The sequence below is a fragment of the Actinomadura harenae genome (genome assembly GCF_003696215.1).
Lineage (GTDB): Bacteria > Actinomycetota > Actinomycetes > Streptosporangiales > Streptosporangiaceae > Spirillospora > Spirillospora harenae.
Genome location: NZ_RFFG01000040.1, coordinates 12,449 through 35,233 on the forward strand (window position 1 = coordinate 12,449; position 22,785 = coordinate 35,233).

General features: G+C 71.9%; 21 protein-coding genes. 8 read left to right on the forward strand and 13 right to left on the reverse strand.

Annotation, left to right across the window (positions count from 1 at the left end):
* Nucleotides 1–241: 241 nt before the first annotated feature.
* The 6 genes from EBO15_RS22100 to EBO15_RS22125 all read right to left on the reverse strand — a co-directional run bounded on the left by EBO15_RS22100 (nucleotide 242) and on the right by EBO15_RS22125 (nucleotide 6,999).
* The gene (locus EBO15_RS22100; protein WP_122196334.1) at nucleotides 242–1,252 is read right to left on the reverse strand and encodes a LacI family DNA-binding transcriptional regulator; all 1,011 of its coding nucleotides are present in this window, start codon (nucleotides 1,250–1,252) and stop codon (nucleotides 242–244) included.
* Nucleotides 1,253–1,274: 22 nt separating this feature from the next.
* Nucleotides 1,275–2,654: a GH1 family beta-glucosidase gene (locus tag EBO15_RS22105; RefSeq protein WP_122196335.1), complete on the reverse strand. Its 1,380-nt coding sequence runs from the start codon at nucleotides 2,652–2,654 to the stop codon at nucleotides 1,275–1,277.
* Nucleotides 2,651–3,532, reverse strand: a complete 882-nt coding sequence (locus EBO15_RS22110) for a carbohydrate ABC transporter permease (RefSeq protein ID WP_199744728.1) — start codon at nucleotides 3,530–3,532, stop codon at nucleotides 2,651–2,653. Before EBO15_RS22110 ends, EBO15_RS22105 begins: the two co-directional genes overlap by 4 nt.
* A complete protein-coding gene (locus EBO15_RS22115; protein WP_122196336.1) occupies nucleotides 3,529–4,494 on the reverse strand; it encodes a carbohydrate ABC transporter permease in 966 nt (321 codons plus the stop codon). The genes EBO15_RS22110 and EBO15_RS22115 overlap by 4 nt, the downstream gene beginning before the upstream one ends.
* Nucleotides 4,491–5,786 carry an ABC transporter substrate-binding protein gene (locus EBO15_RS22120; protein ID WP_122196337.1) on the reverse strand — a complete coding sequence of 432 codons (1,296 nt, stop codon included), beginning with the start codon at nucleotides 5,784–5,786 and terminating at the stop codon, nucleotides 4,491–4,493. Before EBO15_RS22120 ends, EBO15_RS22115 begins: the two co-directional genes overlap by 4 nt.
* 157 nt (nucleotides 5,787–5,943) lie before the next feature.
* The gene (locus EBO15_RS22125) at nucleotides 5,944–6,999 is read right to left on the reverse strand and encodes a LacI family DNA-binding transcriptional regulator (protein WP_122196338.1); all 1,056 of its coding nucleotides are present in this window, start codon (nucleotides 6,997–6,999) and stop codon (nucleotides 5,944–5,946) included.
* Nucleotides 7,000–7,175: 176 nt separating this feature from the next.
* On the opposite strand from EBO15_RS22125, the gene EBO15_RS22130 reads away from it, so the two are divergent.
* Nucleotides 7,176–8,360, forward strand: a complete 1,185-nt coding sequence (locus EBO15_RS22130) for an RNA-guided endonuclease InsQ/TnpB family protein (protein ID WP_122196339.1) — start codon at nucleotides 7,176–7,178, stop codon at nucleotides 8,358–8,360.
* A gap of 42 nt (nucleotides 8,361–8,402) precedes the next feature.
* Here the strand turns inward: EBO15_RS22130 and EBO15_RS22135 are convergent, their stop codons facing one another.
* The 4 genes from EBO15_RS22135 to EBO15_RS22150 are packed head-to-tail and all read right to left on the reverse strand — an operon-like array spanning nucleotide 8,403 to nucleotide 13,163.
* Nucleotides 8,403–9,989, reverse strand: a complete 1,587-nt coding sequence (locus EBO15_RS22135; protein WP_122196340.1) for a glycoside hydrolase family 13 protein — start codon at nucleotides 9,987–9,989, stop codon at nucleotides 8,403–8,405.
* A gap of 14 nt (nucleotides 9,990–10,003) precedes the next feature.
* Entirely contained in the window at nucleotides 10,004–10,819 is an 816-nt protein-coding gene (locus EBO15_RS22140; RefSeq protein WP_233616354.1) for a carbohydrate ABC transporter permease, read from the reverse strand.
* Nucleotides 10,816–11,853, reverse strand: coding sequence for a carbohydrate ABC transporter permease (locus EBO15_RS46185; RefSeq protein WP_233616355.1), 1,038 nt, complete (start codon nucleotides 11,851–11,853; stop codon nucleotides 10,816–10,818). Before EBO15_RS46185 ends, EBO15_RS22140 begins: the two co-directional genes overlap by 4 nt.
* An 8-nt stretch (nucleotides 11,854–11,861) precedes the next feature.
* Entirely contained in the window at nucleotides 11,862–13,163 is a 1,302-nt protein-coding gene (locus tag EBO15_RS22150) for an ABC transporter substrate-binding protein (RefSeq protein WP_122196341.1), read from the reverse strand.
* Between the two features lie 217 nt (nucleotides 13,164–13,380).
* Here EBO15_RS22150 and EBO15_RS22155 point away from each other — a divergent pair, with 217 nt between their 5' ends.
* The gene (locus tag EBO15_RS22155; protein WP_122196342.1) at nucleotides 13,381–14,052 is read left to right on the forward strand and encodes a nucleotidyltransferase domain-containing protein; all 672 of its coding nucleotides are present in this window, start codon (nucleotides 13,381–13,383) and stop codon (nucleotides 14,050–14,052) included.
* 228 nt (nucleotides 14,053–14,280) lie between these two features.
* Here the strand turns inward: EBO15_RS22155 and EBO15_RS22160 are convergent, their stop codons facing one another.
* Complete coding sequence (locus EBO15_RS22160) at nucleotides 14,281–14,889, reverse strand: Uma2 family endonuclease (protein ID WP_122196343.1); 609 nt, start codon at nucleotides 14,887–14,889, stop codon at nucleotides 14,281–14,283.
* Between the two features lie 299 nt (nucleotides 14,890–15,188).
* On the opposite strand from EBO15_RS22160, the gene EBO15_RS22165 reads away from it, so the two are divergent.
* From EBO15_RS22165 to EBO15_RS22180, 4 genes are read left to right on the forward strand one after another with little or no spacing between them, the layout of a single operon-like run.
* Complete coding sequence (locus tag EBO15_RS22165; protein WP_122196344.1) at nucleotides 15,189–16,190, forward strand: glycoside hydrolase family 6 protein; 1,002 nt, start codon at nucleotides 15,189–15,191, stop codon at nucleotides 16,188–16,190.
* 5 nt (nucleotides 16,191–16,195) lie between these two features.
* A complete protein-coding gene (locus tag EBO15_RS22170; RefSeq protein ID WP_122196345.1) occupies nucleotides 16,196–16,855 on the forward strand; it encodes a response regulator transcription factor in 660 nt (219 codons plus the stop codon).
* A 6-nt stretch (nucleotides 16,856–16,861) separates the two neighbouring features.
* Nucleotides 16,862–18,244 (forward strand): sensor histidine kinase, encoded by a 1,383-nt coding sequence (locus EBO15_RS22175; protein WP_122196346.1) that lies wholly within the window; start codon nucleotides 16,862–16,864, stop codon nucleotides 18,242–18,244.
* Nucleotides 18,241–19,197, forward strand: a complete 957-nt coding sequence (locus tag EBO15_RS22180) for a TAXI family TRAP transporter solute-binding subunit (RefSeq protein ID WP_158628324.1) — start codon at nucleotides 18,241–18,243, stop codon at nucleotides 19,195–19,197. The genes EBO15_RS22175 and EBO15_RS22180 overlap by 4 nt, the downstream gene beginning before the upstream one ends.
* 315 nt (nucleotides 19,198–19,512) lie before the next feature.
* Here EBO15_RS22180 and EBO15_RS22185 read toward each other — a convergent pair whose 3' ends face one another.
* Nucleotides 19,513–20,109 (reverse strand): TetR/AcrR family transcriptional regulator, encoded by a 597-nt coding sequence (locus EBO15_RS22185; protein WP_122196348.1) that lies wholly within the window; start codon nucleotides 20,107–20,109, stop codon nucleotides 19,513–19,515.
* A gap of 92 nt (nucleotides 20,110–20,201) precedes the next feature.
* Between EBO15_RS22185 and EBO15_RS22190 the strand changes: the two genes are divergently transcribed.
* Entirely contained in the window at nucleotides 20,202–21,011 is an 810-nt protein-coding gene (locus tag EBO15_RS22190) for an SDR family NAD(P)-dependent oxidoreductase (RefSeq protein WP_122196349.1), read from the forward strand.
* A gap of 59 nt (nucleotides 21,012–21,070) precedes the next feature.
* The gene (locus EBO15_RS46855; RefSeq protein WP_158628325.1) at nucleotides 21,071–22,030 is read left to right on the forward strand and encodes a DivIVA domain-containing protein; all 960 of its coding nucleotides are present in this window, start codon (nucleotides 21,071–21,073) and stop codon (nucleotides 22,028–22,030) included.
* Nucleotides 22,031–22,038: 8 nt separating this feature from the next.
* Here EBO15_RS46855 and EBO15_RS22200 read toward each other — a convergent pair whose 3' ends face one another.
* The gene (locus EBO15_RS22200) at nucleotides 22,039–22,716 is read right to left on the reverse strand and encodes a class I SAM-dependent methyltransferase (RefSeq protein ID WP_122196351.1); all 678 of its coding nucleotides are present in this window, start codon (nucleotides 22,714–22,716) and stop codon (nucleotides 22,039–22,041) included.
* Nucleotides 22,717–22,785: the final 69 nt, after the last annotated feature.

The window sequence follows — 22,785 nt, forward strand, 5'->3', positions numbered from 1 at the left end:
CGGCCGATCGCCAGGTTAACAACGCTAAATGACACGGGTGAAGGGGTGAGTGGGGGAGGGTTTTATCGCGCGCGACGATGTTTGCCCCGTGAATTGTCGAGCAATTCACGGACATGTGGATCTGCGAGGTTGGGGCCGATTTATCGGCACCCGAAAGGGCGAAGCCGCAGGTGGCGAGGGGAGCGCCGAACGCCGTTCGGGACGTTCGGGGAGGGCGTACGCCCGAGATGTCCGGCGTGCGTCAGCTGGACGCGCGGACGACCAGATGGGGCGGGAGGATGACGACCGGGTCGTCCATCGGCTCGCCGTTGACCCGGGCCAGCAGCAGCCGGGTCATCTCGCGGCCCATCTCCTCGGCCGACTGGTGGACGGTGGTGAGCGGCGGGTCCGCGAGCGCCGCGGACGGCGAGTCCTCGAAGCCGACGACCGCGACGTCCCCCGGGACGGCCCGCCCGTGCCGGCGCAGCACCCGCATCGCGCCGAGCGCCATCGGGTCGTCCGCCGCGAAGATCGCGTCCAGGCCGGGGTCGAGCGCGAGCAGCTCCTCGGCCGCCGCGATCCCGCTGGCCTCGCTGAAGTCGCCGTGCGCGACCAGCTCGGGCAGCCCCGCCTCGGCGAGCGCGGCCCGGTACCCCGTCAGCCGGTCGATGCCGACGCCCATGTCCTGCGGCCCGGCGATGGTCGCGATGCGGCGGCGGCCCCGCTCCACCAGGTGCTCGACCGCCTGCCGCGCCCCACTGCGGTTGTCGACGTCCACGTACGAGACCGGCTCGATGCCGGGCGGGCGGCCGCCGAGGACGGTCGGCACGCCGCTCGCCTCCAGCCGTCCGGGCAGCGGGTCCTCGGCGTGCAGGGACGTGAGCAGCACGCCGTCCACGTGCTGCGGGGTGAGGAACTGCTCCAGCCGCGCGTACTCGGCGGGGGAGCGGGCGAGGGCGAGCAGCAGCTGCAGGCCGGTCTCGGTCAGCGCCGCGCTCACCCCCCGGATCATCCCCGCGAAGAACGGCTCGTCGAACAGCCGCAGCTCGGACTCGGCCACGACCAGCGCGACCGTCTCCGTCCGCCGGGTGACCAGGGCGCGGGCGGCCCGGTTCGGCACGTACCCGAGCTCGTCGATCGCGGCGAGCACCGCGTCCCGGGCGCGCGGGCTGACCCGCGGCGAGCCGTTGATCACCCGGGAGACGGTGCCGCGGCCGACCCCGGCCAGGGCGGCGACCTCCTCCAGGGTGGGGCGTGTTCCCCGTCCGGCCATCCCGCCCGCCTCCCGTTCGCCGTTACCCGCGGTCCCCGAGCCCGCCCCGGCGGATCACCTCCGCGTACCAGCGCGCGCTGTCCTTGGGCGCGCGGCGCAACGTGGCGTAGTCGACGTGGACCAGCCCGAAGCGCCGTGAGTACCCCCACGCCCACTCGAAATTATCCAGCAGCGACCACGTGAAGTAGCCGCGAAGCGGAACGCCCGCCGTGATCGCGTCGTGGCAGGCGCGCAGATGCCCGTCCAGATAGCCGATCCGCTCGGGGTCGTGGACCGTTCCGTTGGACGGCTCCTCCTGGTACCCCGCGCCGTTCTCGGTGACGCACAGGTCCACCGCCGGATACTCGCGATGCAGCCTGACCAGCACCTCCGTCAGCCCGGACGGGTCGATCTCCCAGCCCATCCCGGTCACCGGGCGCCCGGTCGAGGGGAACCGGACGTGGTCGCTGCCGACCCACGGCGAGTGCTCGGCGAACGGCGACGACGCCGCCTGCGGCGCCGAGTCCGGATCGCCGCTCACGGTGTGCCGCGAGTAGTAGTTGATCCCGAGATGCTCGATCGGCTGGTTGATGACCGCCAGGTCGGCGTCCGGCGGCGCGAACCCGAACCGCTCCAGGTCGGCCAGGACGTCCTCGGGGTAGCGGCCGAGCAGCAGCGGGTCCAGGAAGAACCGGTTCTGGAGGCCGTCCACGCGCCGCGCGGCGTCCACGTCGGCCTCGGAGTCCGACGCGGGCGAGACCGCGTACAGGTTCACCGCCGCCCCGAACCGGTTCCCCGGACGCTGCGCCCGCATCGCCTGGACGGCCAGCCCGTGCCCGACCATCAGATGGTGCGCGGCGAGCAGCGCGTCACCGGGGTCGCGGCGTCCGGGCGCGTGGTCGCCGGACGCGTAGCCGAGGAACGCCGCGCACCACGGCTCGTTCACCGTCAGCCAGTTCGTCACCCGGTCGCCGAGGACCTGGTGCGCCCGGGCCGCGAAGTCGGCGAACCGGAGCGCGGTGTCGCGGGACGGCCAGCCGCCCGCGTCCTCCAGCTCCTGCGGCAGGTCCCAGTGGTACAGGGTCGGCCAGGGCTCGATCCCGGCGTCCAGCAGCGCGTCCACGAGCCGGTCGTAGAAGGCCAGGCCGCCCTCGCCGGACGCGTGCGCCCGCGGCCACGCCACCGAGAACCGGTACGCGGTCAGCCCCAGGTCCCCCATGATCCCGACGTCCTCGCGGAACCGGTGGAAATGGTCGACCGCCACGTCCCCGGTGTCGCCGTTCAGCACCGCGCCGGGCCGCCGGACGAAGGTGTCCCAGATCGACGGGACCCGTCCGCCGGCGTCCGTGGCGCCCTCCACCTGGTACGCGGCCGTCGCCGCCCCCCACCGGAACCCGTCCGGGAAGTCCGCTCGCCCGCTCATGCCTTGATCGCGCCTTCCATGATTCCTCCGATGATCTGGCGGCCGAACACCACGAAGACCAGCAGCAGCGGCAGCACCGCGATCGTCGTGCCGGCGAACATCAGCGTGTAGTCGTCGAAGTGGCCGTTGGCCAGGTTGTTGATGGACAGCTGGACGGTCGGGTTCTCCGGGTTCAGCACGGCCAGCGGCCACATGAAGTCGTTCCAGGTCTGCATGAACGTGAACAGGCCGAGCACGCCGGCGGCCGGGCGCAGCGCGGGCAGGACGACCCGCCAGTACACGCCGAAGGTGGTGCAGCCGTCCACGCGGGCGGCCTCGACCAGCTCGTCCGGGACGGCCTGGGCGGCGTACTGCCGCATCATGAACACCCCGAACCCGGTCACCAGGAACGGGACGACGACGGCCTGCAGATGGTTCTGCCAGCCCAGCTTCACCATGATCATGTAGAGCGGGATGATGCCCATCTGGACCGGGATCATCATCGTCGCCACGATCGTGAGCAGCAGCGCGTTGCGGCCGCGGAACCGCAGCTTGGCGAACGCGAACCCGGCCAGCGACGCGAAGAACACCGTCGAGACCGTCACACAGGACGAGACGACGAACGAGTTCAGCAGCCCCTTGGCGAAGTAGGCGTCCTGGTTGTCGAACAGCCGGTTCACGTTGGACCCGAGGTGCCCGCCCGGCAGCACCGGCGGCGGGACGTTCGCGACGACGTCGTTGGTGCGCGTCGCGACCACGACCATCCAGTAGATCGGAGCCACCGACAGCACCAGCGCCACCAGCAGCGTCAGGTACGTCAGCGGGCTGGCCTCCCAGAGGCCGTGCAACTTCCGCGCCGTCCCGCGCGCGGGCCTGGCCAGGGGAGCGGGGATCGTCATCTGGTGCCTCCCGCACGCCGGACGAACAGGAAGTTCAGCAGCGAGAACACGATGATGAGCAGGAACAGCGCCCAGGCGATCGCCGCGCCGTACCCGTACCGGTCGTGCCCGAACGCGTTGTCGTACATGTACATCGTCAGCGTCTGGAACTGGTGCGTCGCGCCGCCGTCCATCTTGTTGGACGTCCCGCTCCCGAACAGCACGGGCTCGGTGAACATCTGGAGCCCGCCGATGGTCGAGATGATCAGCGTGAACAGGATCGTCGGGCGCAGCAGCGGCACCGTGATCTGCCAGAACTGCCGGATCCGGGACGCGCCGTCGATCGCGGCGGCCTCGTACAGGTCCTTCGGGATCGCCTGCATCGACGCCAGGAAGATCAGCGCGTTGTAGCCCGTCCAGCGCCAGTCGACCATCACCGCGATCGCCGTCCAGGACCAGGCGCGGCCGGTGTGCCAGTCGATGTGGCTCTGCAGGAGCCAGTTCACGAACCCGTAGTCGGTGTCGAAGAGCTGGCCGAACACGATCGCGACCGCCGCCATCGAGGTGATCAGCGGCGCGACCACCCCGATCCGGAACACCGTCGCGGCCCGCATCCGCCGGTTGAGCGTGTTGGCGAGCAGCAGTGCCAGCAGCATCTGCGGGACGGTCGAGAGCAGGAAGATCCCGACCGTGTTCTCCAGCGCGTGCCAGAACTGCTCGTCGCCGAACAGGTAGCCGTAGTTCCCGAACCCCGCCCACTTGCGCGTCCCCGAGGCCAGGCCCCAGTCGTGCAGCGACACCCACAGCGTGTAGACGAGCGGGTACCCGCCGAAGACCAGGAAGACGACGAAGAACGGCGCGACGAACGCGTACGGGCTGGCCTTGACGTCGAGGCGCGCCAGCAGCGCCCGCCCCCGGCCCGCCCGCGGCGTCCCGCCCGCCCGGGGGGCCGGGCGGACGGGACGCGTGCCGACGCTGGTCATCTGGCGGCCTTCTTGGCCGCCTCAACGGCCTTGGGCCACGCGTCCTCGGGCTTGACCTTGCCCTGGCCGACGGCGATCAGGACGTTCTCCACGGCCTGCCGGACGTCCTCGTTCTTCGGGCCGAGGAAGACCGGCCGCACCGAGGAGACCAGCTGCCCGAAGATCTTCCCGGTGGGCGCGCCGCTGAAGTAGTCGTTCGTCGCGCCGGAGACCGCCGGGTCCTGCTCGGCCTTGACGTTGGACGGGAAGGTGTCCTTGTCCTTGAACGCGCCGACCTGGCTCTGCGCGCCGGTCAGGTACTCCGCCAGCGCGGCGGCCTCCTTCTGGTGCCTGCTCTGCTTGGGCACGGAGAGCCAGGACCCGCCCCAGTAGCCCGAGCCGCCGGGCGTGGTCGCGACGTCCCACTTGCCCTTGCCGAAGTCGCCGGAGAACTGCTTGATGCCGCCGAGCATCCAGGACGGGCAGGGCACGGTCGCGAACGTGTCGCGCTTCAGCGCCGTCTGCCACGGCGGCGTGAAGATCGACATGTCGGCGGTCATCTTGTTCTGCTCGAACTTCAGCGTCGTGTCGAACGCCTGCTTGACGGCCGGGTTCGAGTCGAAGACGAGGTTGTTGCTCTTGTCGAAGAAGCTGTAGCCGGGGCCGCTGCCCGCGTCCTGCAGGACGGTCGCGCGCAGGACGGCGGTCGGGCCGTCCAGCCACTTGGTGCCGGAGAGCTTGCCCTGGAACCTCTGGCCGGTGGCGAAGAACTGGTCCCAGGTCGGCCAGAGCTTGCCGACCTCGTCGCGGTCGGTGGGCAGCCCGGCCTTCTTGAACAGGTCCTTGCGGTAGCACATGGCGAGCGGGCCGACGTCGGTGCCGAGCCCGACGAGCTGGCTGCCGTCCGGGCTGAGGCCGAGCTGCCACTTCCACGGCAGGAAGTCGCCCTGCATGGAGCGGGCGCCGAAGTCGAAGAGGTTCACGAACTTGGCGCGCTGCTGCATGTAGAGGGGCAGGATGCCCTCCTCCAGCGCGACCACGTCGCCCGCGCCGCTGCCGGTGGCGATCCACTGCTGGAGCCGCGGCTTGTAGTCGTCCAGCGACGACACCTTGCGCTGCTTGACCGTGACGCCGGGATGCGTCTGCTCGAAGCCCTTGTAGAGCGTCTCGTAGCCGAACTCGCCGAACACGTCGACGGTCAGCGTGAAGTTCTTGTCGGACTTGGAGTCGCCTCCGCCTCCGCCACCGCATGCCGCCGCGAGCACGCCGGCCGCCGCCAGCACGGTCACGGCCCTCAGCCGGTTAGCCCTCATCGTGGTCCCTCTCGTCCGTTGGGGGGTGGGAGTGTGGGAGCGCTCCCACGAAGGAAAGAGCGTGACCCGGCTCACTGTCAATCCTCCGCAATCCAACCGTTATCAACGAGAACGCCCCGATCACTCCTGATCGGGGCGTTCGACGGGCTTCGTCCGGCTAGTTGACGAGGTGCTCCGGAGCGATGGCGGGCGGCGCGGCCGGGACCGGTGCGGGCGCCGTCGACCGGCGGACGACCAGCTCAGGACGGTAGAGCAGCTCGGTCCGCGGCGGACGGCCGCCCCCGACCTCCTCCAGCACCGTGCTCACCGCGGCGAGCGCCATCTCCCGCACCGACTGCCGGATCGTGGTGAGCGGCGGATCCAGGTACGCGGTGAGCGGTGAGTCGTCGAAGCCGACGACCGACACGTCCTCCGGCACCCGCAGCCCCCGCTGCCGCGCGGCCCGGATCGCGCCGAGCGCCATGATGTCGTTCCCGCAGCAGATCGCCGTGCAGCCGCGGTCGAGCAGCTTCTGCGCGGCGGCGTGCCCGCCCTCGACCGTGTACATCGTGTTCACGACGAGGCCCGCGACGTCCGCGGACGGCCCGAGCAGCGCCGCGAGCCCGCGCCGGAACCCCTCGGTCTTGCGCCGGGTCGGGACGTACACGTCCTGCCCGATCGCCAGCCCGATCCGCCGGTGCCCGAGCGAGCCCAGGTGCGCGACGGCCGCCTCCAGCGACGCGACGTCGTCGTTGGAGACGAACGGCGCGTCGATGTCCGGACGGTAGCCGTTGACCAGCACGATCGGCAGGCCCTGCTCGGTCAGCCGCGCGTACCGGGCCCGGTCGGAGTTGGCGTTGGCGTGCAGGCCGTTGACGAAGATGACGCCCGCGACGCCGCGTTCCAGCAGCATCTCGAGATAGTCGTCCTCGGCCACGCCGCCGGGCGTCTGCGAGCAGAGCACCGCCATGTAGCCGTGCCGGGCGAGCGCGCTCTCGATCACCTCGGCGAACGCCGGGAAGATCGGGTTGGTCAGCTCCGGGATGATCAGGCCGATCAGCCCGGCGCGCTGCTGCCGCAGCCGTGCCGGACGCTCGTACCCGAGCACGTCCAGCGCGGCGAGCACCCCCTGCCGGGTCGTCGCCGACACCCCGGGGCGCCCGTTGAGGACGCGGCTGACCGTCGCCTCGCTGACCCCCGCATGCTCGGCGATATCGGCCAGGCGCGTCGTCATAGGTTCCCTCCGTGGATACTCCGCGCTCTGGGGCGGAGAGGAAACGGGCCGCTGCGGTGCAGGACAGAGAGCGGAGTCTCATCCTGAAGGCAGAAGACCGTGCTCTGGGTTGCGGCGTTGGCCGCCCTCTGCGGTCCGGTCATGGGTACCTTGTGAAGGTGGCTGGGGAGGCATGCGTGAAGCGGGCGTTCAAGTACCGTTTCTATCCGAGTGACGCGCAGGTGACCGAGCTGGCCCGCACGTTCGGCTGTGTGCGGAAGGTCTACAACCTGGCGCTCGTGGCCCGCACGCAGGCGTGGCGGGAGCGGCGCGAGCGGGTCGACTACAACCAGACCTCGGCCATGCTCACCGCATGGAAGAGGACCGAGGAACTGGCCTATCTCAACCAGGTTTCGTCCGTGCCGCTCCAGCAGGCACTTCGGCATCTCCAGGTGGCGTTCACCAACTTCTTCGCCAAGCGGGCCAAGTACCCGCGCTTGAAGTCCAAGAAGAAGTCCCGCAAGTCCGCCGAGTACACCGCCAGCGGTTTCCGGTTCCGTGAGGGGGCGTTGACACTGGCGAAGATGTCCGAGCCGTTGGACATCGTATGGTCGCGGCCCCTGCCCGTGGACGCCAGGCCGTCCACGGTGACCGTCTCCCAGGACGCGGCGGGACGCTGGTTCGTGTCGCTCCTGGTGGAGGACCCAGACGTCACGTCGCTGTCGTGCGCGGATACGGCGGTTGGCATTGATGTGGGTCTGGACTATCTGCTGACGTTGTCGACAGGAGAGAAGATCGCCAACCCCCGGTACGAGCGCAGGGACCGCGCCCGGCTCGCTCGCGCCCAGCGGCGCCTGTCCCGCAAGGCCAGGGGCGATGGTGCGAACCGGGCCAAGGCCCGCCACAAGGTCGCCAAGATCCATGCCCGGATCGTCGACCGGCGCCGGGACCACCTGCACAAGGTGACCACCCGACTCGTTCGTGAGAACCAAACGATCGTGATCGAGGACCTTGCCGTCCGTAATCTGGTCAGGAACCGGAAGCTGGCCCGCGCCGTCTCGGATGCGGCGTGGGCGACATTCCGGGGCATGTTGGAGTACAAGGCCGCCTGGTACGGCCGCGAGGTGATCGCGGTCGACCGCTTTTTTCCCTCCTCCAAGTTGTGCTCCACCTGCGGTGCTCTCGCCGAGGCGATGCCGCTGCACGTCCGTACCTGGACATGCGACTGCGGCACCACCCATGACCGTGACGTGAACGCCGCACGCAACCTTCTGGCCGCCGGACGGGCGGTGTCGGCCTGCGGAGCCGGTGTAAGACCTCAACGGAGAACTCCGGGCGGGCGGTCGGCGGGGAAACAGGAAGCCTCACAGCGCGAGCGGTGAGACCCTCCCCCCGTCAGGGGGGAGAGCGTCAAAGTCACGAACCTATCTCCACCACACGGTGGTGTCGGGCGGGAGGACGAGGGTGCCGTCGGGTTCGAGGTCCGCGGGGGTGCTGGACAGGAGGATCTCGCGGGCCGCGGCGGGGACGCGGGCCGGTTCGCCGCCGGTGTTGACGGCGCAGCCCAAGGCGTCGCCTTGCTCCGTGCCGCGGACGAAGGCGAGGGTGCCGTCCGGGGTGTCGAGCCAGGTCAGAGAGCCGTCGCCGAGCGCCGGTTCGGTGTGGCGGATCCGCAGGGCGGCCTTGTACAGGGCGAGGGTCGAGTCCGGGTCGGCGTCCTCGGCGGCGACGGTCAGGGCGCGCCAGTCCGCCGGCATCGGCAGCCACGTGGACGAACCGGATGTGAACCCGAACGGGGGCTCGTCGCCGCTCCACGGGATCGGCACCCGGCAGCCGTCGCGGCCCGCGTCCTCGCCGCGTCCGGCCTGCGGGTCCTTGCGGAACTCGGCGGGCAGGTCGAGCACCTCGGGCAGGCCGAGCTCCTCGCCCTGGTAGACGTAGGCGGAGCCGGGGAGGGCGAGGGTGAGGAGCGCGGCGGCGCGGGCGCGGCGCAGGCCGGTCTCGCCGCCGCCGAACCGGGTGACGTGCCGCTTGACGTCGTGGTTCGACAGGACCCAGGTCGCGGGCGCGGTCCCGGCGGCGTGGAGCGTCGCGTCGACGACGTCGCGGAGCTTCGCCGCGTCCCACGGCGAGCCGAGGTAGTGGAAGTTGAACGCCTGGTGCAGCTCGTCCGGGCGGGTGTAGCGGGCCAGGCGCGCGGTGTCGGGCGCCCACGCCTCGGCGACGCCGATCCGCTCGCCCGGGTAGGAGTCGAGCAGCTTGCGCCACGCGCGGTGGATCTCGTGGACGCCGTCCTGGTCGAAGTAGGGCAGGACGTCGGTGCCGAGCATCCGGGACTGGCCCGTGCGGCCGACGTCGGGGAGCCCGGCGGCCTTGACCATGCCGTGCGCGACGTCGATCCGGAAGCCGTCCACGCCGAGGTCGAGCCAGAACCGCAGGATGCCCTCGAACTCGGCGCGGACACCGGGGTTCTCCCAGTTCAGGTCGGGCTGCTCGGGCGCGAACAGGTGCAGGTACCACTGGCCGTCGGGCAGCCGCGTCCAGGCCGGGCCGCCGAAGACCGACTCCCAGTCGTTGGGGGGCTCGGCGCCGTCCTCGCCGCGTCCGTCGCGGAAGAGGTACCGTTCGCGCTCGGGTGAGCCGGGCGCGGCGGTGCGGGCGGCCTCGAACCACGCGTGCCGGTCGGACGTGTGGTTCGGCACGACGTCCACGATGACGCGCAGGTCGAGGGCGTGCGCGTCATCGATGAGGGCGCGCGCGTCGTCCAGGGTGCCGAACAGCGGGTCGACGTCGCGGTAGTCGGCGACGTCGTAGCCGAAGTCGGCCATCGGGGAGACGTAGAACGGGGTGACCCACAGCGCGTCGACGCCCAGGTCGGCCAGGTACGGCAGCCGGGAGCGGATGCCCGCCAGGTCGCCGATGCCGTCGCCGTTCGCGTCCGCGAAGCTGCGCACGTACACCTGGTAGATCACCGCGTCCCGCCACCAGGCGGTGGCCGGCGAGTCGGTCATGGTTTCCTCTCGGGTCACTTGACGCCGCCGGCCGTGAGGCCCGCGACGATCCTGCGCTGGAAGACGAGGACGACGACGATGAGCGGGACGGTCACGATCACGCCCGCCGCCATCTGGGTGCCGAACGGCTGGTCCATCCCGGACACGCCGGTGAACTTGGAGATCGCGACCGTCGCGGTCTGCATCTCCTTGCGGTTGACCATGGACAGCGCGATGAGGAACTCGTTCCACGCCGCGATGAAGGTCAGGATGGCCGTGGTGAACACGCCGGGCGCGGCGAGCGGGACGATGATCTTCCGGAAGGCCTGGCCGCGGGTGCAGCCGTCCACCATCGCGGCCTGTTCCAGCTCGAACGGCAGCTGCCGGAAGAACGCGGTCAGCAGCCACACCGACAGCGGCAGCGCGAAGCCGAGGCTCGGCACGATCATCGCCTGGTAGGTGTTGATCCAGTGGATGTCGGTGAACAGCTTCAGCAGCGGGACGAGCTGGGACACGCCCGGGAACATCGTCGTCGCGATGACCAGGCCCAGCACGGCGTTCTTGAACCGGAAGTCCAGCCGGGCCAGCGCGTAGGCGGTGAACACGCCGACGACCAGGGTGAACGCCGTGGTGATCCCGGCGACGACGACGCTGTTCAGCAGCGCCCGGCCGAAGTCGTTGTGCCCGCCGAACACGGCGCGGAAGTTCTCGGTCGAGACGGGCGACGGCACGGGCCCGTTGTCGAACTGGTCCTGGGGACGGCGGAGCGCCGAGACGACCATCCAGTAGAACGGTGCCAGGCAGTAGACCGCGACGGCCGCGAGGCCCAGGTAGGAGAGCGCGCGCTTCACCGCTTGGCCGCCTTTCGTGCCCCGCGCGCCTGTTCGCGCGCCTGCCGGGCCTCGCCGATGATGTCGGCGCCGAGGAGCTTGACGAACAGGTAGGCGATCAGCGCGATGTAGGCGAACAGGAGCGTCGCGTACGCCGCGGCCGAGCCGTACCGCAGGTTCGTCGCCTCGAACCAGGCGAGCATGGTCAGGGTCTCGACGGACTTCTGGTTGACGCCGATGAGGACGGCCGGCAGGTCGAACATGCGCAGCACGTCCAGCATGCGGAACAGGATCGCGACCAGCAGGGCGGGCCTGATCAGCGGCAGCGTCACGAACGCGAACCGCTGGAGGGTGCTCGCGCCGTCCACCTTCGCGGCCTCGTGCACCTCGCGCGGGATCATCTGGAGCCCGGCGAGCACGAGCAGGCCGATGAACGGAGACGTCTTCCACACCTCGGCGATGATCACCGCGAGCTTGGCCGGGAAGCCGTCGGCCGTCCACAGGACCTGGTGGCCGAGGACGGCGTTGGCCGCGCCGTCCGCCTGGAAGATCCACCGCCAGAGCAGGCCGGAGATCGCGGTCGGGATCGCCCACGGGACCAGGATGCTGGCCCGCACGACCGACCGTCCGCGGAACGCCTGCTGCATGATCAGCGCCATCCCGACGCCGATCACCGTCTCCAGCGTCACCGTAGTCAGGGTGAAGAACGTGGTGTTGGTGAAGGCGTTCCAGAACGCGTCGGCGCGGTCGCCCTGGAAGATGGACGTGTAGTTGTCCAGCCCCACGAACTTGTTGCCCTGGACGACGAAGCCGTCCGCGTCGAGGCCGCTGCCGCGCGTGTACAGCGACTCGCGCAGTCCGGCGACCACCGGGTATCCGACGACCATGGCCAGGACGAGCAGGGTGGGGGAGAGCAGCAGGGCGGCCATCCGCCGCTCCCCGCGCCGGCCGCCGGAGCGGCGCGGGCGCGGGGAGCGGGCGGTGGCGCGCCGCGAGACCCCGGTCACCTCAGAGCCCACATCGGGACTCGCCTCGGTGTTCACCTCGGTGCTCACGGAGCGGCTCACTGCCCCGCGGTCAGCGCGGTCAGCTTGCCCTGGAGGTCGGCGAGCGCCTGGTCGACGGGCTTGCCGCCGTTGACCGCGTCGTACACCGAGCCCTGGATCGCGGCGGTGACGTCGCCGTACTTGACGACGACCGGGCGCGGCTTGGCGGTGGTGATGGCCTGCTTCAGGACGGGCAGGTACGGGTACTTCTTGGCCAGCTCCGGGTCGTCGTACAGGGACGCGACGGTCGGGGCCTGCGAGGTGGCGAGCAGGTTCGCGCGCTGCGCGGGCTCACCGGTGAGGTACTTGATGAAGTCGAACGCGGTGGCCTTGTTCTTGGCGAACGCGGAGATCGCCAGGTTGTGGCCGCCGAGGTTGGCGACGCCCGGGCCGTTCTGGCCGGGCAGCGGCGCGACGGCGAATTTGCCCGCGACCTTGGACGAGCCGTCGGTCTGGTCGGCCATCGCGTACTGGTACGGCCACTGCCGCTGGAACAGCAGCTTGCCGCCCTGGAAGTAGCGGCGTCCGCCCTCGGTGTCGAGGGTGACGGCCTCCTTCGGCATGCGGTCCTTGCGGGCCCCGGCGAGGAACTCGATGCCGGCCTTGACCTGCGGCGTGTTCACGGTCGGCTTGCCGGACGCGTCGAGGATCGAGCCGCCCTGGGCCTCGATCGCCTCGACGGCGCTGATGGTGAGGCTCTCGGTCTTGTTGACCTCGGTGAAGTAGCAGTCGACGCCCTTGCCCTTGGGCAGCGCCTTCACCTTGTCGCAGTCGGCCCACATCTCGGCGTAGGTCTTCGGCGGGGAGCTGATGCCGGCCTTGTCGAGCAGGTCCTTGCGGTAGTAGAGCATCCCGGCGTCGGAGGTGGACGGGACGGCGTAGAGCTTGTCGCGGTACTGCCCGGTGGTGACGGTCGCGGGCAGCATCTTCGACAGGTCGATCTGGTCCTTGGGCAGCGGCGTCAGCCAGCGGTTCGCGGCGAACTCGGCGGTCCAGACGACGTCGAGGTTGAGGATGCCGTACGCGTCGGACTTGGTCTGCGCGTTCTGGATCATCTGCTGGCGCTGGTCGTTCGGCTCGTCCGGAAGCTCGACGACGCGGACCTGCTCCTGGGGGTGCTGCGCGTTCCAGCCGTCGATCTGCTTCTGCATGTTGCCCGACCGGTCCTTGCCGGTGACGAACGTGACCGGGCCGCGTCCGTCGAGCGCTCCCGCGGACGACGCGGAGCCCGTGTCCTTCTTGTCGCCGCCTCCGCCGCAAGCCGTCAGCGCCGCGAGCGCGAGACAGGTCAGCGCTCCGGCCGTGGTCGTACGCCGCATGGGGGGTCCTCCTTCATGAAACGGGATGACGTGGAGTGCAACCCGTTTCACCTGTTCCTCGTGGGGGTGGTGCGGCGAAGGTAGCAACGGGCCGCAAGGAACGTAAAGGTCTTGCAGAAAGTTTCCGCAACCCGACAATCGGGTCGACGAAGGGCGAACAGGTGCGGGACTCTGCCGGGATGACCTCACCCGGCGGCGCCCCTCCGACGAGTGGTTCGTGACGGACCACACCGTCCTCGCCGTGGTCGTCGGTTCACGCGCCTACGGCTTGGAGACCGCCGCGAGCGACACCGACCGCCGCGGCGTCTTCCTCGCGCCCACGGAGCTGTACTGGCATCTCGACAAGCCGCCCACGCACGTGACCGGCCCGCTGGACGAGCAGTTCTCGTGGGAGTTCGAGCGGTTCTGCGGGCTGGCGCTGACCGCGAACCCGACCCTCCTCGAATGCCTCTGGTCGCCGCTGGTCGAGAAGGTCACCCCGATCGGCCGGGAGCTCCTGGACGCCCGCACCGCGTTCCTCTCGCGGCGCGCCCACCAGACGTTCCTGGGCTACGCCGACGCCCAGTTCCGCAAGCTGGAGAACCGTGAGACCCGGAACCACAAGCAGGTCATGCACATGCTGCGGCTCCTGATCAGCGGGCTTCACCTGCTGGAACACGGCGAGCCGCTGGTTCGGATGGACGAGCACCGCGACCGGCTGCTGGCCGTCCGCGCCGGAACCGTGCCCGCGGACGAGATCGCCGCGTGGTGCGCGTCCCTGACCGCCCGCATGGACGACGCCCTCGCCCGCAGCCCCCTCCCGGCCGAACCCGACCGCCCCCGCGTCGACGCCCTCCTCCACTCCGCCCGCCACCAGGCCCTCGCAACCGGACTCGCCCGACTTCGGTAACTGGAGTGAACGCGTGGAGGAGGGACAGCAGATGACGATCACCAGGCCCGTCCCCGGCAGGCTGCGCCAGACCGCCGACGACACGGAACGTGGGTGACCACGTCGTCCGGCGTCTACGGCGAGAAGATCGTCCTGCCCGAGCCCCTCGGCGCCCTGGACACCACTGATCTGCCCCGCTACGGCGACTGATCCGAAGGCCCGGGAGCGGCCGTAGCTGGGAGCGTCCGCCTACATCTCTTCAAGGGTCGAGAACGGTACGTCCAGCTTGATGGTTTCGGGGAGTTCGGTGGTGAGTGCGCCGCGGTGGACCGTGACCAGGCGGTAGGCGCGGCCTGCCCAGTCGAGGCGGTACTCCTCTACCGAGTGGATGCGGGTGTTCTCCATGACCACGATGAGGAAGACCGGGATTCGCTGGAAGGCGTACTCGGCCTTCTTGTCGACGAAGTCGGTGTCCTCGTTGGTGCTGGTGATCTCGACCGCCACCAGGACGTCGGCCGAGGTCAGTTTGCTCCCGCGCTCGATGCAGCGGAGGACGGCGAGGTCCGGTCGACGCAGGGTGAAGCGCTTGCGCTCGTCGGTGATGTGTGGATTCACGAACGCGTATCTCATGTCCGTGTCCTGGAACACCTGGACGCAGGGCTCGGAGGGCCTCGCCGCCATCAGAGCTGTTTGGAGCCGGAAGGCGACCATCTGATGCTCAGGCGTCGGGGACTGGCAGAAGATGACGTTGCCCTCGACGACCTCGATGCTGTGGGCCACGTCCTCGGAAAGCGCCTCGTACTGCTCCTCCGAGATGAGGAGGCTGGACGGGTCGGTGGCCCAGACCGGCTGAGTCATACGTTCCCTCTTCGCAGGTGGTTGCTGGTGGACGCGCCGGGGCCAGCCTACGTGTGGGCGGGGTCCGGCGCTGGGCGCCGACCTGTTTGCCGTTCGCGGGGCGGACGCCGGCCGAGTCGGGTCTCAGTGGGGAGCGGCGGGCCTGAGGGGCTTTCCGCTGCCGGTGGCGGACGGGCGGGATACCGGGGGCCGGGGAGAAGGCGAGCGCTGACGGATCTTTCGGTTCATCGGACGTGGGTGGGGGATTCGCGCCAGAATGTCGGCCGTTCGAGTCGATCACGGTGAGCGAGGAGGACGGCATGCGCAGGGTGTTTCCGCTGGTGGTGGCCACGGTCTCGGTGGGCGCCGTGGCGGTGGGGGCGGCCGGCTGCTCCTCGGGCGGGAGCGGCGGGGCGCGGCTCAGCGCGGCGGACGCCGGGGCCGCAGCCGCGGCGAGCCCGTTCTACGTGGACCCCGGGACGCAGGCCGCGGCGTGGGTGAAGGCGCATCCGAAGGACGCGCGGGCGGCGAGGATCAGGGCGTCGATCGTCGCGCGGCCCGGCGCGAAATGGTTCGGGAACTGGAGCGGGGACATCACCCGCGCCGTTTCCGGATATGTCGGCGCGGCGCGGTCCCAAGGCAAGACCCCCGTTCTCGTCGCGTACAACATCACCGACCGGGACTGCGGCGGCGCGTCCCGTGGTGGGGCCGGTTCGCCGGCCGCCTATCGCACCTGGATCTCGAAGTTCGCGGCCGCGATCGGGAACCGTCCGGCGATCGTCGTGATCGAGCCGGACGCGGTCGCGCAGCTCGACTGCCTTCCGAAGAACGCGCAGGCCGGCCGCATCGCGCTGCTGAAGTACGCGACACAGCAGTTCAAGGGAAAGGCCACCAGGACGCGCGCTTACCTGGACGGCGGAAACGCGCACTGGGTGGCCGCCGCGACCATGGCGGGCCGGTTGGACGCGGCCGGTGTGAAGAACGTCCGTGGCTTCTCCGTGAACGTTTCCAATTTCTTCACGACGGCCGAGTCGGCGGCGTACGCGAAGAAGGTCGACACGGCGCTGTCGTCGAAATACCACTACGCCCGTGGATTCGTCATCGACACGAGCCGGAACGGCCACGGCGGGACACCCGGAAAATGGTGCAACCCGGCGGGCGCGAAGCTCGGCGCCGCGCCGCGGGCGGGCGGATCGGGCTCGGACGCCCTGTTGTGGGTCAAGGTCCCCGGCGAGTCGGACGGCCCGTGCGGCACCGCCCCGAAGGTCCAGGCCGGGACGTTCGACCCCGGCCTCGCGATGCGGCTGATCAACGGGCGCTAGGGCCGATGCCGAGGACCCTGCTGGTCGAGGACGACCGCCGGTTCGCGGCGGCGCTGGTCAAGGCGCTGGCCCGGTGCGGGTACGAGGTGGAGCACGCGGCGTCGGCGGCGTCCGCGCTGGCCGCGCCGCCGTGCGACATCGTCCTGCTGGACCTCGGGCTGCCCGACGGCGACGGCTTGGACGTGTGCCGCCGGCTGCGTGAGCGCGGCGACGCCGGGATCATCGTGCTGACCGCGCGCAGCACCGAGCGCGACCGGGTGACCGGGCTTCGCGCGGGCGCCGACGACTACCTGGTCAAGCCGTTCGGCATGGCCGAGCTCCAGGCCCGCATGGAGGCCGTGCTGCGGCGCGTCCGGCCGCGCCGCGACGGCGTGCGGGTGCTCGGCGGGCTCACCGTCGACCCCGCCGCCCGCACCCTCACCCTGGACGGCGCGCCGGTCCGGCTGACGCCGAAGGAGTTCACGCTGCTCGCGCGGCTGATCCGGGAGCCCGGCGCGGTGGTGGAACGCGAGACGCTGCTGCGCGAGGTGTGGGGGACGTCCTGGCAGGGCCGGTCCCGGACGCTCGACGTGCACGTCTCGACGCTGCGCGCCAAGCTCGGCGGCGCGGCGCGGATCGAGACCGCGCACGGCGTGGGGTACCGGCTCGCCGGCGGCGGGGCCTGAGCCGGGATGCGGCGGCGCCTCTACCTCACCTATGTGCCGCTCCTCGCGACGGCGCTGCTCGCGCTGGCCGTTCCGCTCGCGACCGGGACGGCCGCGCGCGACACCCAGGGCATGTACATGGACCGCGCCGGGGACACCGCGCGGTTCGCCTCGCTCGCCGAGACCGCGCTGCGCACCGGGCGCTCGTCGGCGCTGCGCGAGGAACTGCGGCAGTACGACGCGCTGTTCGGCGTCCCGGCCGTGGTCGTCGACCGGGACGGCGCGGTCGCGATCAGCTCCCGCCCGGACCCGGACCTCGACTCCGGGCAGGTCCGTGAACGCGTCGCCGAGGCGCTGTCGGGCGAGGCCGCCCGCGTCGCCCCGACGGTCTGGCCGTGGCAGGACGGCCCGATGGTGGTCGTCGCGCCGGTCGGCAGCGGCGGCGAGATCATCGGCGTCGCGGTCACGGTGTCGCCGACCGGACCGCTGCGGCACGGCCTCCTGGACGCCTGGACGCGGCTGTTCGCGGGGCTGCTGCTGGTCGTCCTCGCCGGTGTCGTGGTGGTGTCGTGGGTCGCGCGGTGGGTGCTGCGCCCGGTCGCCGAGCTGGACCTCGCCGCGCACGCCCTCAGCGAGGGCCGGTTCGAGGAGCGGGTCGCGAGCGGCGCGGGACCGTCCGAGCTGCGGCGGCTGGCCGAGTCGTTCAACACGATGGCGGGGCAGACCGCGGTGCTGCTGGAACGGCAGCGGTCGTTCGTGTCCTATGCCAGCCACCAGATGCGCACGCCGCTCGCCGCGCTCCGGTTGTGGCTGGAGAACCTCGAGCCCGAGGTCCGCCCGGACGGCCGGACCGACCACGCGATGGCGCTGGAGGAGGTCGACCGGATGGCGCACCTCTACGACGCGCTGCTCGCCTACGCGTCCGCCGAGGCCGGAGCGGTCCGCCCGGACGAGGTGGACCTCGCCGCCCTGGCCCGCGCCCGCGCCTGCGGCTGGCGGGACGTCGCGGACCGGCGCGGCGTCCGCATCGAGGGGCCCGGACCCGGCGTCCTGCTCGCGCGCGCCGCGCCGGACGCCCTGGAGCAGGCGCTCGACGCCGTCATCGACAACGCGGTGAAGTTCTCCGGGGACGGCGGCGAGGTGCGGATCGCGACCGAGGCCGCCGCGCCCGGCCGCGCCGCCGTCGTGGTCACCGACAACGGTCCGGGCATGACCGAGGCGGAGGCGCGGGACGCGCTCCAGCCGTTCTGGCGGCGTCCCGCGGACCAGAACGTCGAGGGTTCCGGACTCGGCCTCACGATCGCGAACGCCCTGGTCACGGCGTCCGGCGGACGGCTCGACCTGTCCGCGGCGCGGCCGTGCGGCCTCCGCGTCCGCATCGAGCTGCCCGCCGCCGGGCGCGCCCCGTGAGGCGGCGGACGCTGCTGGCGGGCCTGCTCGCGGGGGTGCCGTCCGTCGCGTCCGGCTGCCGCCCGGACGGGACGCCGCTGCCGCCGGTCGTGATCGCGACGGGCGGTGGCGGCGGTGTGTACCGCGCCCTCGGCGAGGCGTTCGCGGCCGCGCTCCACGACCGGTGGAAGGTCCGCGCGACCGTCCTGACCACCGCCGCGTCCATCGAGAACCTCCACCTGCTCGCCACCGGCCGCGCCGACCTCGCGTTCACCACCGTCGACGCGGCCGCCGTCACGACCACCGAGGTCCGGGGCGAGGGGCGGATCGCGGCGCTCGCGGGGCTGTACGACGACTACCTGCAGATCGTGGTGCGCGCGGACGCGTCGATCGCAACGGTCGCCGACCTGCGCGGACGCCGCGTGTCGACGGGCGCGGCCGGGTCCGGGACGGAGATCGCCGCGGGCCGGGTGCTGGCCGCCGCGGGGGTGCGCGGGCCGGGCGCGATCGTCCGGTCCCGGCTGCCCGCGAGCGCGTCGGGGGACGCGCTGCGCGCCGGGCGGATCGACGCGTTCTTCTTCGCGGGCGGCCTGCCGACGCCCGCCGTCGCCGACCTCGCCCGGACGGTCCGGGTGCGGCTGCTGCCGGTCGGGTCGCTGGTCGCGGGCCTGCAGCGGTCCTTCGGCGAGGTGTACCTGGCCCGCTCGATCCCCGCCGGGACCTACGGCCTGGGACGCGAGGTCCCGGCGGTCGCGATCCCGAACGTGCTGGTCGTCCGGGCCGACATGCCGTCCGCGGAGGCCCGGGAGCTGACCGCGCTGCTGTTCGCGAGCAAGCCGCGCCTCGCCGCCGTCCACGCCCAGGCGCGCCGCCTGGACCGCCGCGCCGCGCTCGCCACCTACCCGCTGCCCCTCCACCCGGGCGCCGCCCGCTATTTCCGCGAGGCGAAACCGTGGGCCGTTTCGGGTTCGTGACGTGCCGAGGGCCGGGAGGGTCCTGGAAGGGGGGACGCCTCCCGGCCACGGGCTCGTCGTCGGGGGTGTGGACGGGCCCGTGCTGCGAGGGACGGCCGGGAGAGGGGCCGTTCCCCGCCGCCGGCGGCGCTTCATCCGCTGTGCGCCGCCGACTCGGGTCGGCACTGCTGGGGGGACGTGCCGTTGCTGCTCCCCACGCTAGGAAGCGCGGCTCGCGCGGGCGAGCGTCCGGGAGTTTCCCTTACAAATCATTTACATGTTCGCGCCAGCTGATGCGGAAGTGAAATACCGCGTCGCCACCGGTGACGTGCGGGCCTACTCGGCCGCGGCGAGGGTGCGGACGGTCTCGACGACCACGGCGCGGCGGCGGGCGAGGGCGTCCTTGTCGTCCGCCTCCTCCAGGACCATGCGGCGCAGCTGCGGGACGGCGAAGTTCCACGCGACCAGGCCGAGCACGGTGAACAGCCAGTCCTGCGCGACGCGGACGCGGGCCTCGCCCTCCGGGGCGCACGAGCCGACGCCCGCGGTGACCATGTCGCAGGCGTACCCGCGGTAGACCTCTCGGCGCTCGTCCTCGGCGACGGCGTTCGGGGTGCAGGACTCCAGCGCCTCCCACATCAGCAGCCGGACGAGCTCGGGGTGCTCCTGGTACCAGTCGAACAGCTCGCCCACGGTGTCGGCGACGGCGTTGGCGTCGAGCGGGCCGTCGTGGCAGACCTCGTCCATCTTGGCCCGGATGACCGCGCCGAACAGTGCTTCCTTGTTCCCGAAGTAGAGGTAGATCGCCTGCTTGTTGGCCTTCGCGCCGGCGGCGATCCGCTCGATCCGGGCCCCGGCGAGACCGCGCGCGGCGAACTCCTCGGAGGCCGCCTCGAAGATGCGGTTCCGGGTGGCGTCCGCGTCGTAGCTCATACCGAAATTAAACCACCCGGTTGACAAGCCCGGCCGGACGCCACCATGATCTAAAACAACCGGATGGTTTATTTCGAACAACGGAGACCCCCATGACCGACGTGTTCAGCACTCCCGCCGCCCCCGCCGCCGCCCCCGCCCCGGTCCGCTCGCCGCTCCCCGGCGGCCTGGCCGGATCCACCGTGCTCGTCCTCGGCGGCACGTCCGGCATCGGCCTCGCCGCCGGCCGGCTCCTGCACGAGGTCGGCGCCCGCGTCGTCCTCTCCGGCCGGAGCAAGGACCGCCTGGACGCCGCCGTCGAGTCCGTCGCGGGCGACGGCGGCGACGCCGAGGTGCTCGGCGCGGTCGCCGACGTCACCGACGAGGACGCCGTCCGCGCCGCCTTCGATCTCGCGGGACGGGTGGACCACGTCCTGCTCACCGCGGGCGCCTTCACCGGCGCGGGCGCGGTGGCCGAGCTCACGGCCGAGGCCGCGCGCGCGGCCTACGACCAGCGGGCCTGGGCGGCGCTGATCGTGGCCCGCCTCGCCGCCGAGCGGCTGCCCGCCGGTGGCTCGATCACGCTCACCTCGGGGTCGCTCGTCCTCCGCCCGCGGCCCGGCATGGCGGGGGCGATGGCCGCGGTCGGCGCGGTCGAGGCGCTGACCGCCTCGCTCGCGGTCGAGCTCGCGGAGCGCAGGGTGCGGGTCAACACCGTCCGCTACGGCGGGTTCGACACCCCGCTGATGCGCGCGGCCGGCGGACTCGAGACGGACGAGGCGATCCGGCAGGCCGGGGCGGGCACCCCGCTCGGCCGGTTCGGAACCGCCGAGGAGGCGGGCGCGGCGCCGGTGTTCCTCATGGCCAACACCTACATCACGGGCCAGGTCATCACCGTGGACGGCGCCCAGACCCTCGCCTGACACCGTCGCCCCCAACTTGTTTACAAGCCGTTGTCATGGGAATGCAAAGCGTGATGACCATGCCGGTGGAAGGGGGCGACATGCTGACGCCGTCCGAGGTCGCCCGGAAGGTGTTCACCACCGTGCGGCTGCGAGAGGGATACGACCTGTTCGAGGTGAACGACTTCCTCACCGAGGTCGAGACCACCTTGACCGCGCTGCACCGTGAGCTCGACACGCTGCGGTCCCGGCCACCCGAGTCGCCGGAGACCGCGGCGGGCGTCATGCGCCTCGCGCAGGAGACCTCCGACCGGCTGCTCGAGGCGGCCCAGCGCGAGGCGGCCGACATCGTCGAGCGGGCGCGCGAGCGCGCGGCGACGCTGGAGGACGAGGCCCGCGCGTCCGCGGCCGAGCTCCTCGACGACGCGCGGGCCCGGCACGGCGAGGCCCTCCACTCCGCGGAGGAGGTCGTCCGCTTCGAGGCCGACCTCCGCGCCGGGCTGGACGACCAGGTCAGCGGCATCCGCGAGATCCTGCGCGGCCTGGAACGCCAGCGGCGCTCCCTCCCGGGGCCCCACGGCCGTCCGCGCCAGCTCCCGCTCCTCGTGCCGCCCCCGTCCGACGCCACAGGCGCCCCGGCCCCGGCCGACCCTGCGGCGAAGCCATCGCCGCGGTCCCCGGCGCCCACCCCGGACGCCATACCGATTCCTGCGCGCGGCACGGCTTCGGTCCCGGACGCCGCGCGGGGCGCGGCGGCGGCCCAGGAGGCCGCACAGACCTCGGCGCGGGGTGCGGCGGCGGTTCCGGACGGCGCGCCGGCTCCTGCCCGTGGCGCTTCTTCAGCCGGGGTCTCGGGTCCGGAATCCGCGCAGGCCCAGGCCCGGGGCGCGGCCTCAGGGCCGACCCCTGTGCCCGGCCCGGCTTCGGGGCTGGGCTCGGGTCCGGGCTCGGGGCTGACCCGGGGGATCGCGCCGGTGCCGCAGGCGAGCCCGGCCAAGGACACCGGGGCGGACGTCGAAGCGGAGCGGACGCCCGCCTAGATGATTGACTAGGCCGTCCGGCGGGCCTTGACGGTGGAGTCGAGGCGCGTCACCACCGTGCCGTCCGGCGCGGTCTGGACGCGGTCGTGCTCGACGGCGCGCTGCACCTCCCACACGTCCGGGTCCAGGGCGAGGGTGGTGACGACCTCGGCGGCCGTGGGCAGGACGTAGTCGGAGTCCGGTTCCCACGGCGGCGGGCCCGCGTGGCCCTCGACCAGCAGCGTTCCGCCGGGGGCGACGGCGTCGCGCGCGGCGCGCAGGATCCGCTCCGAGATCGGTTCGGCGGGGGAGTGCAGGAACTGCGTGGTCACGAGGTCGAAGACGCCGTCCGGGAACGACTCGGACAGGTCGCGGCGCTGGAACTCGATCACGTTCGCCATGCCCGCCTCCTCGGCGTGCTCCCGGGCGCGTCCGAGGGCGATGCCCGAGACGTCCACGGCCGTGACCTTCCAGCCGCGCCGGGCGAGCCAGACGGCGTCCGCGCCCTCGCCGCAGCCGAGGTCCAGGGCCGTCCCCGGGGCGAGGTCGGAGACCTCCTCGACGAGCGCGGCGTTGGGGTTGCCGCTCCAGATGTGGCCGTGCCCGTGCCCGTGGCCCTGTCCGTGGCCGTGGCCCTGCGCGTCGTCGTGCCCGTGGCCGCCGTAGCGCTGGTCCCAGAACTCTTCGTTCGTCAGTTCCTCTGCCATGCGCACAGCATCACCAGCGGCGCCCCGAAGAGCAAACCCCGTTGCCGGATCGGCAACGGGGTTCCGTGC